The 15358-nt window shown below is 58.4% G+C and carries 12 protein-coding genes; 7 read left to right on the top strand and 5 right to left on the bottom strand.

What is annotated here, in order from left to right; all coding sequences use genetic code 11:
* The first annotated feature begins 40 nt into the window (after positions 1-40).
* The 6 genes from JO226_RS05230 to JO226_RS05255 all read left to right on the top strand — a co-directional run bounded on the left by JO226_RS05230 (position 41) and on the right by JO226_RS05255 (position 6234).
* Complete coding sequence (locus JO226_RS05230) at positions 41-373, top strand: YbaB/EbfC family nucleoid-associated protein (protein ID WP_293494248.1); 333 nt, start codon at positions 41-43, stop codon at positions 371-373.
* Complete coding sequence (recR, locus tag JO226_RS05235; RefSeq protein ID WP_293494251.1) at positions 373-978, top strand: recombination mediator RecR; 606 nt, start codon at positions 373-375, stop codon at positions 976-978. The genes JO226_RS05230 and recR overlap by 1 nt, the downstream gene beginning before the upstream one ends.
* A gap of 108 nt (positions 979-1086) precedes the next feature.
* A complete protein-coding gene (htpG, locus tag JO226_RS05240; protein WP_293494254.1) occupies positions 1087-2961 on the top strand; it encodes a molecular chaperone HtpG in 1875 nt (624 codons plus the stop codon).
* A 162-nt stretch (positions 2962-3123) separates the two neighbouring features.
* On the top strand, positions 3124-3768 hold the full coding sequence (adk, locus tag JO226_RS05245) for an adenylate kinase (RefSeq protein WP_293494257.1): 645 nt from the start codon (positions 3124-3126) through the stop codon (positions 3766-3768).
* Positions 3769-3893: 125 nt separating this feature from the next.
* Positions 3894-4856 (top strand): ferrochelatase, encoded by a 963-nt coding sequence (gene hemH / locus JO226_RS05250; protein WP_293494260.1) that lies wholly within the window; start codon positions 3894-3896, stop codon positions 4854-4856.
* A 73-nt stretch (positions 4857-4929) separates the two neighbouring features.
* Positions 4930-6234, top strand: a complete 1305-nt coding sequence (locus JO226_RS05255) for an inosine/guanosine kinase (RefSeq protein ID WP_293494265.1) — start codon at positions 4930-4932, stop codon at positions 6232-6234.
* 41 nt (positions 6235-6275) lie between these two features.
* Here the strand turns inward: JO226_RS05255 and ybaL are convergent, their stop codons facing one another.
* Together ybaL and JO226_RS05265 are read right to left on the bottom strand one after the other, a co-directional pair.
* Positions 6276-7952, bottom strand: coding sequence for a YbaL family putative K(+) efflux transporter (gene ybaL / locus JO226_RS05260; RefSeq protein ID WP_293494268.1), 1677 nt, complete (start codon positions 7950-7952; stop codon positions 6276-6278).
* Positions 7953-8180: 228 nt separating this feature from the next.
* The gene (locus JO226_RS05265) at positions 8181-9401 is read right to left on the bottom strand and encodes an MFS transporter (protein WP_293494271.1); all 1221 of its coding nucleotides are present in this window, start codon (positions 9399-9401) and stop codon (positions 8181-8183) included.
* Between the two features lie 162 nt (positions 9402-9563).
* Between JO226_RS05265 and ushA the strand changes: the two genes are divergently transcribed.
* The gene (gene ushA / locus JO226_RS05270; protein WP_293494274.1) at positions 9564-11216 is read left to right on the top strand and encodes a bifunctional UDP-sugar hydrolase/5'-nucleotidase UshA; all 1653 of its coding nucleotides are present in this window, start codon (positions 9564-9566) and stop codon (positions 11214-11216) included.
* 40 nt (positions 11217-11256) lie between these two features.
* Here ushA and ybaK read toward each other — a convergent pair whose 3' ends face one another.
* The 3 genes from ybaK to copA form a co-directional block, all read right to left on the bottom strand.
* Positions 11257-11736: a Cys-tRNA(Pro)/Cys-tRNA(Cys) deacylase YbaK gene (gene ybaK, locus JO226_RS05275; protein WP_293494277.1), complete on the bottom strand. Its 480-nt coding sequence runs from the start codon at positions 11734-11736 to the stop codon at positions 11257-11259.
* A gap of 200 nt (positions 11737-11936) precedes the next feature.
* On the bottom strand, positions 11937-12743 hold the full coding sequence (locus JO226_RS05280; protein ID WP_293494280.1) for a TraB/GumN family protein: 807 nt from the start codon (positions 12741-12743) through the stop codon (positions 11937-11939).
* A gap of 88 nt (positions 12744-12831) precedes the next feature.
* Complete coding sequence (copA, locus tag JO226_RS05285) at positions 12832-15333, bottom strand: copper-exporting P-type ATPase CopA (RefSeq protein ID WP_293494283.1); 2502 nt, start codon at positions 15331-15333, stop codon at positions 12832-12834.
* Positions 15334-15358: the final 25 nt, after the last annotated feature.

A 15358-nucleotide genomic window follows, 5' to 3' on the forward strand; every position in this document is an offset into this window, starting at 1 on the left:
CCCGGTTGTTATCTTTAAACGTGACTTAAGAGAGAAGCCTATGTTCGGTGGTAAAGGCGGTCTGGGTAACCTGATGAAGCAGGCCCAGCAGATGCAAGAAAAAATGCAGAAAATGCAGGAAGAAATCGCTCAGCTGGAAGTCACTGGCGAATCCGGCGCAGGTCTGGTGAAGGTCACCATCAACGGCGCGCATAACTGCCGTCGCGTGGAGATCGACCCGAGCCTGCTCGAAGACGACAAAGATATGCTGGAAGATCTGGTTGCTGCGGCGTTTAACGATGCCGCTCGCCGTATCGAAGAAACCCAGAAAGAGAAAATGGCCTCTGTTTCCTCCGGTATGCAACTGCCGCCAGGCTTTAAGATGCCGTTCTGATGCAGACCAGCCCTCTGTTAACCCAGTTAATGGAAGCGCTGCGTTGCCTGCCGGGCGTTGGCCCGAAGTCGGCGCAGCGCATGGCCTTTACCCTGCTGCAGCGCGACCGCAGCGGGGGAATGCGTCTGGCGCAGGCGCTGACCCGGGCGATGTCGGAAATCGGCCACTGCGCCGATTGCCGCACCTTCACCGAACAGGACGTCTGCAACATCTGCTCGAACCCGCGTCGTCAGGAAAACGGTCAGATTTGCGTGGTAGAGAGCCCTGCGGATATCTACGCGATTGAGCAAACCGGGCAATTTTCCGGCCGCTACTTCGTGCTGATGGGGCATTTGTCGCCGTTAGACGGCATCGGCCCTGACGATATCGGCCTCGACCGGCTCGAAGCGCGCTTGCGCAGCGAAACGCTGCAGGAAGTGATTCTGGCGACCAACCCGACGGTGGAAGGCGAAGCCACGGCTAACTATATTGCCGAGCTGTGCGCGGAGTCAGGCGTCGTCGCCAGCCGTATCGCGCATGGCGTACCGGTCGGCGGCGAGCTGGAAATGGTGGACGGCACCACGCTGTCGCACTCCCTTGCCGGGCGTCACAAGATTAAATTCTGAACAAACGGAGGTCGTTGCGGCGGCTTCCGCTTGAAAAACCTTCCCCGTATCCCCATCTCACCCTCAACGCTTTTTTTTACCTTAAATATGGCATTGAGGAATTTTTAAATGAAAGGACAAGAAACCCGTGGTTTCCAGTCAGAAGTTAAACAGCTTCTGCACCTGATGATCCATTCTCTCTATTCCAACAAAGAAATCTTCTTGCGTGAGCTTATCTCGAACGCTTCCGATGCGGCAGACAAGCTGCGTTTTCGCGCGCTGTCTAACCCGGATCTGTACGAAGGTGACGGTGAACTGCGCGTGCGCGTGTCGTTTGATAAAGACAAACGCACCCTGACGATTGCCGACAACGGTATCGGGATGAACCGCGACGAGGTCATTGACCATCTCGGCACCATCGCCAAGTCCGGCACCAAGGCGTTTCTTGAGTCCATGGGCTCCGACCAGGCGAAAGACAGCCAGCTTATCGGCCAGTTCGGCGTCGGTTTCTATTCGGCGTTTATCGTGGCGGATAAAGTCACCGTGCGTACCCGCGCGGCAGGCGAGAGCGCAGAGAGCGGCGTGTTCTGGGAATCTCAGGGCGAAGGCGAATACACCGTTGCAGATATCACTAAGGCCGATCGCGGGACTGAAATTACCCTGCACCTGCGTGAAGGCGAAGACGACTTCCTGAACGACTGGCGCGTACGCTCCATCATTAGCAAATATTCCGACCATATCGCGCTGCCGGTCGAGATTGAAACCCAGGAAGAGAAAGACGGCGAAACCGTGGTCTCCTGGGAGAAAATCAACAAAGCGCAGGCGCTGTGGACGCGTAACAAGTCGGAAATTAACGACGACGAGTACAACGAGTTCTACAAACACATCGCGCACGACTTCACTGACCCGCTGACCTGGAGCCACAACCGTGTGGAAGGGAAGCAGGAGTACACCAGCCTGCTGTACATTCCGTCCCAGGCGCCGTGGGATATGTGGAACCGCGATCATAAACACGGCCTGAAGCTGTATGTGCAGCGCGTGTTCATCATGGACGACGCCGAGCAGTTCATGCCGAACTACCTGCGTTTTGTCCGCGGTCTGATTGACTCCAACGACCTGCCGCTGAACGTATCGCGCGAAATTCTGCAGGACAGCACTGTCACCCGCAACCTGCGCACCGCGCTGAGCAAACGTGCGCTGCAGATGTTGGAAAAGCTGGCGAAAGATGACGGCGAAAAATACCAAACCTTCTGGAAACAGTTCGGCATGGTGCTGAAAGAAGGCCCGGCGGAAGATCAGGCGAACCAGCAGATTATCGCTAAACTGCTGCGTTTCGCATCGACGCATACCGACTCCTCCGCGCAGACCGTGTCGCTGGAAGAGTACATCTCCCGCATGAAAGAAGGGCAGGAGAAGATCTACTACATCACTGCCGACAGCTATGCTGCTGCGAAGAGCAGCCCGCATCTGGAGCTGCTGCGTAAGAAGGGCATCGAGGTGCTGCTGCTTTCCGATCGCATCGACGAGTGGATGATGAGCTACCTGACCGAGTTTGACGGCAAGGCCTTCCAGTCGGTGGCGAAAGCGGATGCGTCCATCGATAAGCTGGCTGATGAGGTGGATGAAACGGCGAAAGAGGCGGAAAAAGCGCTTACGCCGTTCATTGACCGGGTGAAAAACCTGTTGGGCGAGCGAGTGAAAGAGGTGCGTCTGACCCACCGTCTGACCGACACCCCGGCGATTGTCACCACCGATGCCGACGAAATGAGCACTCAGATGGCAAAACTGTTTGCCGCCGCGGGCCAGAGCGTGCCGGACGTGAAGTACATCTTTGAACTGAACCCGGACCACGCGCTGGTGAAACGCGCAGCGGATACCCAGAATGACGCGCAGTTCAGCGAGTGGGTCGAGCTGCTGCTCGATCAGGCGCTGTTCGCCGAGCGCGGCACGCTGGAAGATCCGAACCTGTTTATTCGTCGAATGAACCAGCTGCTGGTGTCCTGACAAAACGCCCTCACCGCCAGGTGAGGGCGTTTTTTCTTCTGCACAATAATATTCTCACCATTAACCGTTTCAGCCGGGTCGCCTTCCTTGAGCCATTGCCGTTCTGGTGGTATCTTTTAGCGCTTTTGAAAATTAAAACGACTTTTTAAGGGGATTTTCGCAATGCGTATCATTCTGCTTGGCGCTCCGGGCGCGGGTAAAGGAACTCAGGCTCAGTTCATCATGGAGAAATACGGTATTCCGCAGATCTCCACCGGCGATATGCTGCGCGCTGCCGTGAAATCTGGCTCTGAGCTTGGCAAACAGGCAAAAGACATCATGGATGCAGGCAAACTGGTGACCGACGAACTGGTTATCGCCCTGGTCAAAGAGCGCATTGCTCAGGAAGACTGCCGTAACGGCTTCCTGCTGGATGGCTTCCCGCGCACGATTCCGCAGGCTGACGCGATGAAAGACGCGGGCATCAACGTGGACTACGTGCTGGAGTTCGACGTACCGGACGAACTGATTGTCGACCGTATCGTCGGTCGTCGCGTTCACGCCGCGTCTGGCCGCGTTTACCACATCAAATTCAATCCGCCGAAGGTGGAAGGTAAAGACGACGTCACCGGCGAAGAGCTGACGACCCGTAAAGACGATCAGGAAGAGACCGTCCGTAAGCGCCTGGTGGAATACCATCAGATGACCGCGCCGCTTATCGGTTACTACTCCAAAGAAGCGCAGGCGGGTAATACCCGGTACGCGAAAGTTGACGGCACCAAAGCCGTTGCCGACGTGCGCGCTGAGCTGGAAAAAATCCTCGGCTAGTTGCGTTCCGCTCACCCGTCGCCTGGCGGGTGAGAAAAATTCTCATTTTACCTTTCACACCAATTGGTTCTTCTGACGGCCTTTTCAGCTACAATTATCAGCCAGTTAACAGACAAGAGGCGGTAATGCGTCAGACGAAAACCGGCATTTTGCTTGCCAACCTCGGGACTCCCGACGCGCCAACATCCGATGCGGTGAAACGCTATCTGCGGCAGTTTTTAAGCGACTCGCGGGTCGTCGATATGCCTCGCCTGCTGTGGTGGCCGATACTGCGCGGGGTGATTTTACCGCTGCGCGCGCCGCGGGTGGCGAAGCTGTACCAGTCAATCTGGATGGAAGGCGGTTCGCCGCTGATGGTCTACAGCCGCCAGCAGCAGCAGGCGCTGGCGCAACGTCTGCCGCAGACGCCGGTCGCGCTTGGCATGAGCTATGGTTCGCCATCGCTGGAAAGCGCGGTTGAGCAACTGCTGGCCCAGGACGTCGATCATATCGTCGTGCTGCCGCTCTATCCGCAATACTCCTGCTCGACGGCCGCCGCCGTCTGGGACGCGCTGGCGCGCATTCTGGCGACCCGGCGCAGCATCCCGGGCATTTCCTTTATTCGCGATTATGCGGATGACGAAGACTATATCCGGGCGCTGGCCAACAGCGCGCGCGCCGCCTTCGCCGCCCACGGCGAGCCGGACCTGCTGCTGCTCTCCTATCATGGTATTCCCCAGCGCTACGCCGATGAAGGGGATGATTACCCGCAACGCTGTCGCGACACCACGCGCGAGCTGGTTTCGGCGCTGGGTATTCCACACGATAAGGTGATGATGACCTTCCAGTCGCGCTTTGGCCGCGAGCCGTGGCTGGCGCCGTATACCGATGAAACGCTGAAAATGCTGGCGAAGAAGGGGGTAAAGCACATCCAGGTGATGTGCCCGGGTTTTTCTGCCGATTGTCTGGAGACGCTGGAGGAGATAGCCGTCGAAAACCGGGAGATTTTCCTTGCGGCCGGTGGCCAGAAATATGAATACATTCCAGCGCTTAATGCCACCCCTGATCATATCGACATGATGGTTAAGTTGACATCGTCAGTACGCTGATTGCGCGCAGCAGCGAACGGGCGGGGAATATGTTACTATTCTCTGCTCGTTAACAGCTACCCGACCGCACATCATGAAATTTCCCGGTAAACGCAAATCCAAACACTATTTCCCCGTTAACGCCCGCGATCCGCTGCTCAAGCAAATCCAGCCTGAAAGTGAAACCAGCGCCTCCTGGGTGGTGGGTATCGATCAGACGCTGGTGGATATCGAAGCGAAAGTGGATGACACGTTCGTTGAACGCTACGGCCTGAGCGCCGGTCATTCTCTGGTGATTGATGATGATGTCGCGGATGCGCTTTATCAGGAGCTGGTGCGGGAAAACCTGATTACTCACCAGTTTGCCGGCGGCACTATCGGCAATACCATGCACAACTACTCCGTGCTGGCCGATGACCGTTCTGTGCTGCTGGGCGTGATGTGCCGTAATATTGAAATCGGCGGCTATGCCTATCGCTACCTGTGCAACACCTCCAGCCGTACCGACCTCAACTACCTGCAGGGTGTGGAAGGGCCGATTGGCCGCTGCTTCACGCTGATTGGCGATAACGGCGAACGTACCTTTGCCATCAGTCCGGGCCACATGAACCAGCTGCGTCCGGAGAGCATTCCCGAGTCGGTCATCGCAGGGGCGTCAGCGCTGGTGCTGACCGCCTACCTGGTGCGCTGTAAGCCGGGCGAACCGATGCACGATGCGACGATGAAAGCCGTCGAATATGCCAAAAAGCACAACGTACCGGTGGTGTTAACCCTGGGCACCAAATACGTCATTGCGGATAACCCGGCCTGGTGGCAGAACTTCCTGAAAGAGAATGTCTCGATTCTCGCCATGAATGAGGAAGAAGCGGAGGCGCTGACTGGCATCGCCGACCCGCTGCTGGCCTCCGATAAAGCGCTGGACTGGGTGGATCTGGTGCTGTGCACCGCCGGGCCGATTGGCCTTTATATGGCGGGTTTTACCGAAGAAGAAGCCAAACGCAAAACCCAGCATCCGCTGCTGCCGGGCGCTATCGCCGAGTTCAACCAGTATGAGTTCAGCCGCGCGATGCGTCACAAAGACTGCGAGAATCCGCTGCGAATCTATTCGCACATCGCGCCGTACATGGGCGGGCCGGAGAAGATAATGAACACCAATGGTGCGGGAGACGGCGCGCTGGCGGCGCTGCTGCACGATATCACCGCCAATAACTATCACCGCTCTAATGTGCCGAACTCCAGCAAGCACAAGTTTACCTGGCTCACCTATTCCTCGTTGGCCCAGGTGTGTAAGTATGCGAACCGGGTGAGCTATCAGGTGCTGAACCAGCATTCGCCACGCCTGACGCGCGGCCTGCCGGAGCGGGAAGACAGCCTCGAAGAGTCCTACTGGGATCGTTGAGTTTTTCTCCCCGGCGGCGCAGCGCGCGCCGGGGAACGCTTTTACGCCGTCACCGCCGCGTCCACCGGCGGTTCCTCCAGCAGCGACATCATCGTTCTGGCAATTTCACGCTCGCCCATCACCACCTGGTTAGCGCCGCGCTCGGTAATATAGGTCACCTCATCGTCGTAATGCGCGCGGGCGATAATCTCAATGTTCGGGTATTTCTCCCGGGCGGAGGCGACAATCTCCCCAGCCTCATAGCCGTTCGGAATGGTCAGCAGCAGCCAGCGCGCGCAGTCGAGGTGCGCCAGCGCCATAATTTCCTCGCTGGCGGCATTGCCCAGCACCGCGCGGATCCCTTGCTCGCGCAGCTCGTCCACGCGGGTGCGCGAGGTTTCAATCACCACCAGCGGAATGCCCTGCGCCATCAGCTTCTCGCCGAGCAGGCTGCCGACGCGGCCATAGCCGACCAGCAGCGCATGGTTGCAGATATCCACCGGGATCTGCTTCTCTTCTTCGATAGCCTCTTCCAGGGTTTGCTCTTCCAGCGTCTCGGTTTTGTCGAGGTATTTTTCCAGCAGGGCGAACAGCACCGGGTTGAGCATGATGGACAGGATCGCGCCTGCGAGCACCAGATTCTGTCCCGCCTGCGGCAGCAGGTCGAGCGCCATGCCCAGGCCCGCAAGGATAAAGGCGAATTCACCAATTTGCGCCAGGCTCGCGGCGATGGTCAGCGCCGTACGCTGCGAGTGGCCGAACATCCGCACCAGCAGGAAGGCCGCGGCGGATTTGCCGAAAAGAATGATAACGAGGGTGCCCAGCACAGCCAGCGGCTGCTCGATAAGGATCCTCGGGTCGAACAGCATCCCGACCGAGACAAAGAACAGTACCGCAAACGCATCACGCAGCGGCAGCGTGTCGTGCGCCGCGCGATGGCTCAGTTCAGACTCATTCAGCACCATCCCGGCGAAGAACGCGCCGAGCGCAAAGGAGACATCAAACAGCTCAACCGCGCCGAAGGCGATACCTAACGCCAGCGCCAGCACCGACAGGGTAAACAGCTCGCGGGAGCCCGTTGCCGCGCTGCGCGCCAGTATCCACGGCACCAGGCGACGGCCCACCAGCATCATGAGGGCGATAAAGGCGATGACCTTGCCGATGGTCAGCCCCATATCGATGGCAAGCGTAGCGAAACCGGTATTGCCTTTTTCCAGCATTCCGGCGACGGCGGGCAGCAGAACCAACGTCAGTACCATCACCAGATCTTCAACAATCAGCCAGCCGATGGCGATTTGTCCGCGCTGGCTATCGATGAGCTGGCGCTCCTCAAGGGCGCGCAGCAGCACCACGGTACTGGCGGTGGAAAGACAAAGCCCGAAGACGATGCCGGTCATCAACGGCCAGCCGAGCAGGTTGGAGAGCGCCATACCCAGCAGCGTCGCCACGGCTATCTGGGCGATCGCGCCGGGAATGGCGATGGCCTTTACCGCCATCAAATCCTTCAGCGAAAAATGCAGACCGACGCCGAACATCAGCAGAATGACGCCAAGCTCGGCCAGTTCAGGCGCCAGTTGGGTGTCCGCGACAAAACCCGGCGTAAAGGGGCCAGACAGCACGCCCGCTAACAGATATCCCACCAGAGGAGAAATACGCAGTTTGTTGGCAATCATGCCGAGGATAAAAGCGAGTACAAGCCCGCCGACAATGGTGGTGATTAGCGGTGTCGCGTGATGCATTCCGTCTCCTTTCGCAGTGTGGGGTCCATGTCATGACGTCGCCATAACCGGGTAATAGTTTATGACACTTTAAGTCATTCTGTTTATGAATAATTATTGAAATTTGACGAAAAACGCAATCAGGACAGAAAAAAGCACGGATCGGAAAAACGAGACCATTAAGGCTGTGGGAGGTGGGATAACTCAGGGAGTCACGGCGGCTAAGATTTCACTTTAGCCGCCGGGAAGTCAGGCTTTATGTCGGTTATCAGGTAAGAATATGGTCAACATGCCAAGTAACGGCAGGAAAGCACATATTTTATAAACCAATTCGATGCTGGTGTGGTCGGCAACCAGGCCCAGAACGGCCGCGCCAAGCCCGCCCATACCGAAGGCGAAACCAAAAAACAGCCCGGAAACCATACCGATGCGCCCCGGCAGCAGCTCCTGCGCGTAGACGAGAATGGCGGAAAACGCGGAGGCAAGGATAAAGCCAATAATCACGGTTAAGACGCCCGTCCACCACAGCGTGGCGTACGGTAACACCAGCGTAAACGGCGCCACGCCGAGGATGGAGCCCCAAATGACGTATTTACGTCCAATTTTGTCGCCAACCGGTCCGCCGATAACCGTCCCCGCCGCGACAGCGAACAGGAAGGCGAACAAGTGGATCTGCGCGTTTTGTATCGACAGTCCGAATTTGTGCATCAGATAAAAGGTGTAGTAGCTGCTGATGCTCGCCATGTAGAAGTATTTGGAGAAGATCAGCAACAACAGTACGCAGACGGCCAGAATGACCTTATTACGCGGCAGGGGATTCACCACCGGCGCCTTCGGCTTGCCTTTATTGATACGATGCTGTGCGGCGTACCAGCGGCTGATTTGCGCCAGCACGACGATCGCCAGCAGCGCCGCCAGCACGAACCAGGCTACGTTGCCCTTGCCATAAGGCGCGATAATCACCGCCGCAAGCAGTGGGCCGAGAGAGCTGCCGAAGTTGCCGCCCACCTGGAACAGCGACTGCGCAAGCCCGTGACGGCCGCCGGACGCCATGCGCGCCACGCGGGAGGATTCCGGGTGGAACACCGATGAACCGGTTCCGACCAGCGCCGCGGCAAGCACCACCGCTTCAAAACTACCTGCCAGAGCCAGCAGCACCAGTCCGCTCAGGGTAAAGCACATACCGATGGGGAGCGACCACGGCATCGGGTATTTGTCCGTCCAGTAGCCGACCACCGGTTGCAATAACGAGGAGGTGAGCTGGAAGGTCAGGGTGATGAGCCCGATCTGCACGAAGGTGAGTGAGAACTCAGACTGCAAAAGGGGGTAGATCGCCAGAATCAGCGACTGAATCATGTCATTAAGCAGATGCGAGAGGCTGATGGCCCCCAGGATACCGAACGATGTGCGCGCTTTTGGCGGCGACGCCGGCGTCCCCGGAATGGGCTGCGTAGATTCACTGATTGCCATAAATACCACGTCTAAAGTTATTGGAAGTGCAGGGGGTAATTATTATCTGACTAACATACCTGTCGATGCGTGTTGAAGGAAGTCTCGATTCTGCAAACAAAGTTGTCTATCTTTGTTACACATTGTAATTTCGGCACTTGTCATTACGTCAGGGAGAGAAACATGAGATTTTTGCAACGCGGCGTCGCGCTGGCGATGCTGGCGGCGTGGTCGCTGGCAAGCCTGCCCGCACAGGCCTATGAGCAGGATAAGACCTACAAGATAACCATCCTGCACACCAACGATCACCACGGTCACTTCTGGCGCAGCGAGTACGGCGAGTATGGCCTGGCGGCGCAAAAAACGCTGGTGGACAGCATTCGTAAAGAGGTAGCGGCAGAGGGCGGCAGCGTACTTTTGCTCTCCGGCGGCGACATCAACACCGGCGTACCGGAGTCCGACCTGCAGGACGCCGAACCCGATTTCCGCGGCATGAACTTGATAGGCTATGACGCCATGGCCGTGGGCAACCACGAGTTCGATAACCCGTTAAGCGTGCTGCGCCAGCAGGAAAAGTGGGTCAAGTTCCCGTTCCTCTCCGCCAACATCTACCAAAAAAGCACCGGCGAGCGGCTGTTTAAGCCATGGGCGCTGTTTAACCGCCAGGGGCTGAAGATCGCGGTTATCGGTTTAACCACCGACGATACGGCGAAAATCGGCAACCCGGAGTACTTCACCGATATCGAATTCCGTAAACCGGCTGAGGAAGCGAAGCTGGTTATCCAGGAGCTGCAGCAAACGCAGAAGCCGGACATTATCCTCGCTGCGACCCACATGGGGCATTATGACAACGGCAACCACGGCTCCAACGCGCCGGGAGATGTTGAAATGGCCCGCAGCCTGCCTGCCGGTTCGCTGGCGATGATTGTGGGCGGTCACTCACAAGACCCGGTGTGCATGGCCTCGGAGAACAAAAAGCAGGTCGACTATGTGCCGGGTACGCCGTGCGCGCCGGACAGGCAAAACGGTATCTGGATTGTGCAGGCCCATGAGTGGGGCAAATACGTCGGTCGTGCGGATTTTGAATTCCGCAACGGGGAGATGAAGCTGGTGAATTATCAGCTGATCCCGGTCAACCTGAAGAAAAAAGTGACCTACGATAACGGGCAAAGCGAGCGTGTGCTCTACACGCCGCAGATCCCGGAAAACCCGCAAATGCTCTCGTTGCTGACGCCGTTCCAGAATAAAGGCAAGGCGCAGTTGGAGGTCAAAATCGGCGATGTGAACGGCCGTCTTGAAGGCGATCGCGGCAAAGTTCGTTTCGTGCAGACCAACATGGGACACCTGCTGCTGGCGGCGCAAATGGCGCGCACCAATGCTGATTTTGCGGTGATGAGCGGCGGCGGCATTCGCGATTCCATCGACGCCGGGAAAATAACCTATAAAGACGTGCTGAAGGTACAGCCATTTGGCAACGTGCTGGTTTATGTCGATATGTCGGGCAAAGAGGTCACGGAGTATCTGACCGCTGTTGCGCAAATGAAGCCGGATTCCGGCGCCTACCCGCAGTTCGCCAACGTCAGTTTTGTGGCGAAAGACGGCAAGCTGGACGCGCTTAAGATCAAAGGCGAACCGGTCGACCCGGCGAAAACCTACCGGATGGCGACGCTGAGCTTCAACGCCACCGGCGGCGACGGCTATCCGCATATTGATAATAAGCCTGGCTATGTGAATACCGGGTTTATCGACGCTGAGGTGCTTAAGCAGTATATCGAGCAGAACTCACCGCTGGATGCGGGGGCTTATGAGCCGAAAGGCGAGGTGAGCTGGCAGTAACGGTGGAATGGCCCGGTGAGTCGATGCTCACCGGGTTTTGTTAATCCCTGCGCGCGATATCCGCAAATTTAGCATCCAGCATTTTCGCCAGATCGTCGGCCGCCAGTTCAATATCCAGACCGCGCTTACCGCCGGAGACATAAATCGTACCGAACGTTTGGGCAGGCGCATCGATAAGCGTCGGCAGGCGTTTCTTTTGCCCGAGCGGGCTGATGCCGCCGACCAGATAGCCCGTGGTCCGCTGCGCAACCAGGGGATCGGCCATATCCACCTTCTTCGCGCCCAGCGCTTTTGCCACTTTTTTCAGATCGAGCTGCGTGGCGACCGGCGTCACTGCCACGGCCAGATGCTTCATATCGCCATTCATCGCGACCAGCAATGTTTTATACACCTGGTCCGCGTTCAGCCCCAGTTTGCGCACCACCTCGTCACCGAAGTTGGTTTCGTTGGGATCGTGATCGTAGGTGTGGATCTGAAACGGAATCTTGTTTTTTTCGAGTAACTTAACGGCAGGAGTCATAACCATCCTTCTTACTACTTACCTGAAGTGAGGCAAGCATACGCCTGATGGTTGCTGAAAAAATAGTATTATCTTGCGCAATAGTGTTGGCAGTGGTGGTGACTTTGAGCGACAATCGGAGGATCCGGAGTGCAAACTCCGGGATAATAATAATGATGAAATTCCTCTTTGACGGGCCAATAGAAATATTGGCCATTTTTTTATTTTATCGCGGCGGCGAGCATTGCGGGCAGATTACCCTCTCCGTACAGATGCAGCGCGCCGACGGCCACCACGTAGCGCCCCGGCGGAAGGGCCAGCAGCATGTCGCGCCACGCCAGGTTGCGCTGGTGCATCAGCACATCGTACAGCGTCTCGCTAAAGGTATTGGGCAGCGAGGTGGCGGCATTGGTTGGCGGCTGTTCCAGCCACCAGCCGATCATCACCTGCAGCAGCCGGGCGTTGGTATGCCAGTGGGTGAGCGTATCTTCCAGCAGCGAAAGCCCGTCGTCCGGTAACTGACGCAGCAACGCCACCTGATTCTGTGCGCCCTCCAGCTCAATCACCCGGGTATTCGTACCGCGTACGCTGTTCAGCATCTGATAATCAATACCGTAATCGGCGCGCAGCCCCAGCGTTTGCGCCTGGGTCGCCTGCAGCACCATGGCTATCTGCCACAGCGGCTGGCTGTCGAGGAGTGTGAGCGACAGGCCCAGCTCGTTGGTTAGCTTCTCCAGCGTTTGCAGGTCGTCGGCAGACAGGCGCTCGGCCAGCGGCGGGTAGTCGGGGAGCGAGCCGAACGGACTTTCGCTGCCGGAGACATCGGCTTCAACGATCAGCGCATCGGCCTGGTGGATCTTTTTCAGTAGCTTCGGCGGCAGCGGGGACATATCGCGGGTGCCCATATGGATACTGCCGACGAGGTGAAGGTGGCGGTTGCCAGGAAGGAGAATATCCAGCGCGGGCCAGGAATAAGACGCCCCGATCAGGGTACGCCACAGCATTTTTATTCGGTCTGACAGGCCCATACGCGCTCCGTGATGAAAGGTTCATGCTAGCGCGTTGCCCGCTGAGGCGCAATGCTATCCCCCTGCGCAAAAACGCAGGGGAAGACCGTTACGCTTTCGGTTTAAAACGCAGCAGGCGGTTGGCGTTGCTGACCACGGTAATGGACGACAGCGCCATCGCCGCACCGGCCACGACCGGGTTAAGCAGGGTACCGGTCAACGGCCAGAGGATACCGGCTGCAATCGGGATGCCGAGCGAGTTATAGATAAACGCCCCCAGCAGGTTCTGCTTCATATTGCGCAGCGTCGCGCGAGAAATCGCCAGCGCATCGGCAACGCCGACCAGGCTGTGGCGCATCAGGGTAATAGCCGCGGTCTCGATAGCGACATCGCTACCGCCGCCCATCGCAATCCCGACTTCGGCCTGGGCCAGCGCCGGGGCGTCATTGATACCGTCGCCGACCATCGCCACCTGGCGGCCTTCCGCCTGCAGTTTTTTAATCGCTTCGGCTTTACCGTCCGGCAGCACGCCAGCGATGACTTCATCAATACCGGCTTCTTTGGCGATGGCGTTGGCGGTGATGGGGTTATCCCCGGTGAGCATCACCAGGCGATAACCTTCCCGGTGCAGGCGCGCCAGCGCGCTGACGCTGTCCTCACGCAGCGGATCGCGGATGGCCAGCAGCGCGGCGGCAACACCGTCGACGGCCAGCAATACTGGCGTTGCGCCGCGGGCGGCCTGCGCCTGAATCTCGTCGGCAAGCGATGCGGTATCGACATTATGCTCGTTGAGCAGCGCCTGGTTGCCGAGCAGCAGCGTGTGGCCTTCCGCGCTGCCGCTGACGCCAAGGCCGCGCAGGGTGCGGAAATCGCTGACCTGCGGCAATGCCTGGTCTGCGGCTTTCTCCAGAATGGCGTGCGCCAGCGGGTGGCTGGAGCCTTGTTCAAGCGCGGCTGCCAGACGCAGGGCCAGCGCTTCGTCCACGCCGTTCGCAGTGGTGACTGCGACGACCTGCGGTTTCCCTTCGGTCAGGGTGCCGGTTTTATCGAATACCAGCGTGTCCAGTTGGCTTGCGCGCTGCAGGGCATCGGCATCGCGCACCAGTACGCCGTATTCGGCCGCGCGACCCACGCCTGCGATAATCGACATTGGCGTTGCCAGCCCCAGGGCGCACGGGCAGGCGATGATCAGCACCGTGGTGGCGATGACCAGGGTATAAACAATTTGCGGCGCCGGGCCGAAAAAGTACCAGATGGCGGCGCTTACCAGCGCAATGACCACCACGGTCGGGACAAACACGGCCGAAATACGGTCCGCCAGTTGGCCGATTTCCGGTTTACTGCTTTGCGCCTGGCGCACCATGCGAATAATGCGCGACAGCGTGGTATGGCTACCGACGGCGCTGGCGCGAAACAGCACGCTGCCGTCCTGGACGACGGTCCCGGCGTGAATGTTTTCGCCATCGCCTTTTTGCTGCGGCACCGGTTCGCCGGTCAGCATCGCTTCATCAAACCAGGCTTCGCCCTGGGTAATTTCGCCATCGACAGGGACGCGGTCGCCGGTGGTCAGGCGCAGCGTCATACCGGGCTGAACGTCCGCCAGCGGCACGGTGATTTCACCCTCTTCAGTGACCACGCGGGCGGTGGGCGGCGTCAGGTCGAGCAGTTTTTCCAGCGCTTTCGACGAGCGCTGGCGAGCGCGGGCTTCCAGCATGTGGCCGAGGTTAATCAGACCAATGATCATGGCGCTGGCTTCATAGTAGAGATGCCGGGCCTCCATTGGGAACCACTGCGGCCAGATGTTGACGCTCATGGAGTAAAGCCACGCCACGCCGGTGCCCAGTGCCACCAGCGTATCCATGGTGGCGGCGCCGTTTTTCAGGCTCTTCCACGCGCTGGTGTAAAAATGGCCGCCCGCGAAGACCATCACCGCGAGGGTCAGCAGGCCGATGGCGAGCCACAGGGAGCGGTTAGCGTCGGTGACCATCATGTTATCGCCGATCATCCCCCAGACCATGAGCGGAAGGCCGACGAGCAGGGCGACGGCCGCCTGCCAGCGAAAACGTTTCATGGTGGCGACGGCGGTTTGCTGCTGGCGTTCGCGACGCTCCTGGTCATCTTCGATGGCCTCGGCGCCGTAACCCGCTTTTTCCACCGCCTGCACTAATTCTGCCGCGGACGCACTGCCTATCACCAGCGCGGTGCGTTCCGCCAGGTTTACCCGTGCCTGTGAGACTCCCGGCACTGCCGCAAGGGCGTTTTGCACCCGGGAGACACAGCTGGCGCAGCTCATACCGTTGATCAACAGCTGTTGGCTGTCATCAATATCGTCAGCTGCCGGAAGCTCAGGGTGGGCCGCTGTCAGCGCTTCCGACGGGATTGATGACTCTGCCAGCGGTTTAGCCTTTGGGTGGCTGACGACCGCGCCGTATCCGGCTTGTTTGATGGTTTCAATCAGCTGTTCAGCGCTGGCGCTGCCGGTGATGTGCGCTTCGGTCACGGTGACGTCGGCCTGCTCAACGTCGGAACGTTGCTCAAGGCTTTCTTTCACGCGTTTAACGCAGTGGCCGCAGGAGAGGCCATCGAGCGTGAGATCGATAGTGTGAGACATAACAAAACTCCTTTATAATTACCCG

The sequence above is a fragment of the Pluralibacter sp. genome (assembly GCF_019237635.1).
In the GTDB taxonomy this organism is placed as follows: Bacteria; Pseudomonadota; Gammaproteobacteria; order Enterobacterales; family Enterobacteriaceae; genus Enterobacter_B.

What these genes read in the sequence shown, in the direction of transcription:
- JO226_RS05230 (WP_293494248.1), top strand. Translation starts at nt 41, where the DNA reads ATGTTCGGTGGTAAAGGCGGTCTGGGTAACCTGATGAAGCAGGCCCAG.
- recR (WP_293494251.1), top strand. Translation starts at nt 373, where the DNA reads ATGCAGACCAGCCCTCTGTTAACCCAGTTAATGGAAGCGCTGCGTTGC.
- htpG (WP_293494254.1), top strand. Translation starts at nt 1,087, where the DNA reads ATGAAAGGACAAGAAACCCGTGGTTTCCAGTCAGAAGTTAAACAGCTT.
- adk (WP_293494257.1), top strand. Translation starts at nt 3,124, where the DNA reads ATGCGTATCATTCTGCTTGGCGCTCCGGGCGCGGGTAAAGGAACTCAG.
- hemH (WP_293494260.1), top strand. Translation starts at nt 3,894, where the DNA reads ATGCGTCAGACGAAAACCGGCATTTTGCTTGCCAACCTCGGGACTCCC.
- JO226_RS05255 (WP_293494265.1), top strand. Translation starts at nt 4,930, where the DNA reads ATGAAATTTCCCGGTAAACGCAAATCCAAACACTATTTCCCCGTTAAC.
- ybaL (WP_293494268.1), bottom strand. Translation starts at nt 7,952, where the DNA reads ATGCATCACGCGACACCGCTAATCACCACCATTGTCGGCGGGCTTGTA.
- JO226_RS05265 (WP_293494271.1), bottom strand. Translation starts at nt 9,401, where the DNA reads ATGGCAATCAGTGAATCTACGCAGCCCATTCCGGGGACGCCGGCGTCG.
- ushA (WP_293494274.1), top strand. Translation starts at nt 9,564, where the DNA reads ATGAGATTTTTGCAACGCGGCGTCGCGCTGGCGATGCTGGCGGCGTGG.
- ybaK (WP_293494277.1), bottom strand. Translation starts at nt 11,736, where the DNA reads ATGACTCCTGCCGTTAAGTTACTCGAAAAAAACAAGATTCCGTTTCAG.
- JO226_RS05280 (WP_293494280.1), bottom strand. Translation starts at nt 12,743, where the DNA reads ATGGGCCTGTCAGACCGAATAAAAATGCTGTGGCGTACCCTGATCGGG.
- copA (WP_293494283.1), bottom strand. Translation starts at nt 15,333, where the DNA reads ATGTCTCACACTATCGATCTCACGCTCGATGGCCTCTCCTGCGGCCAC.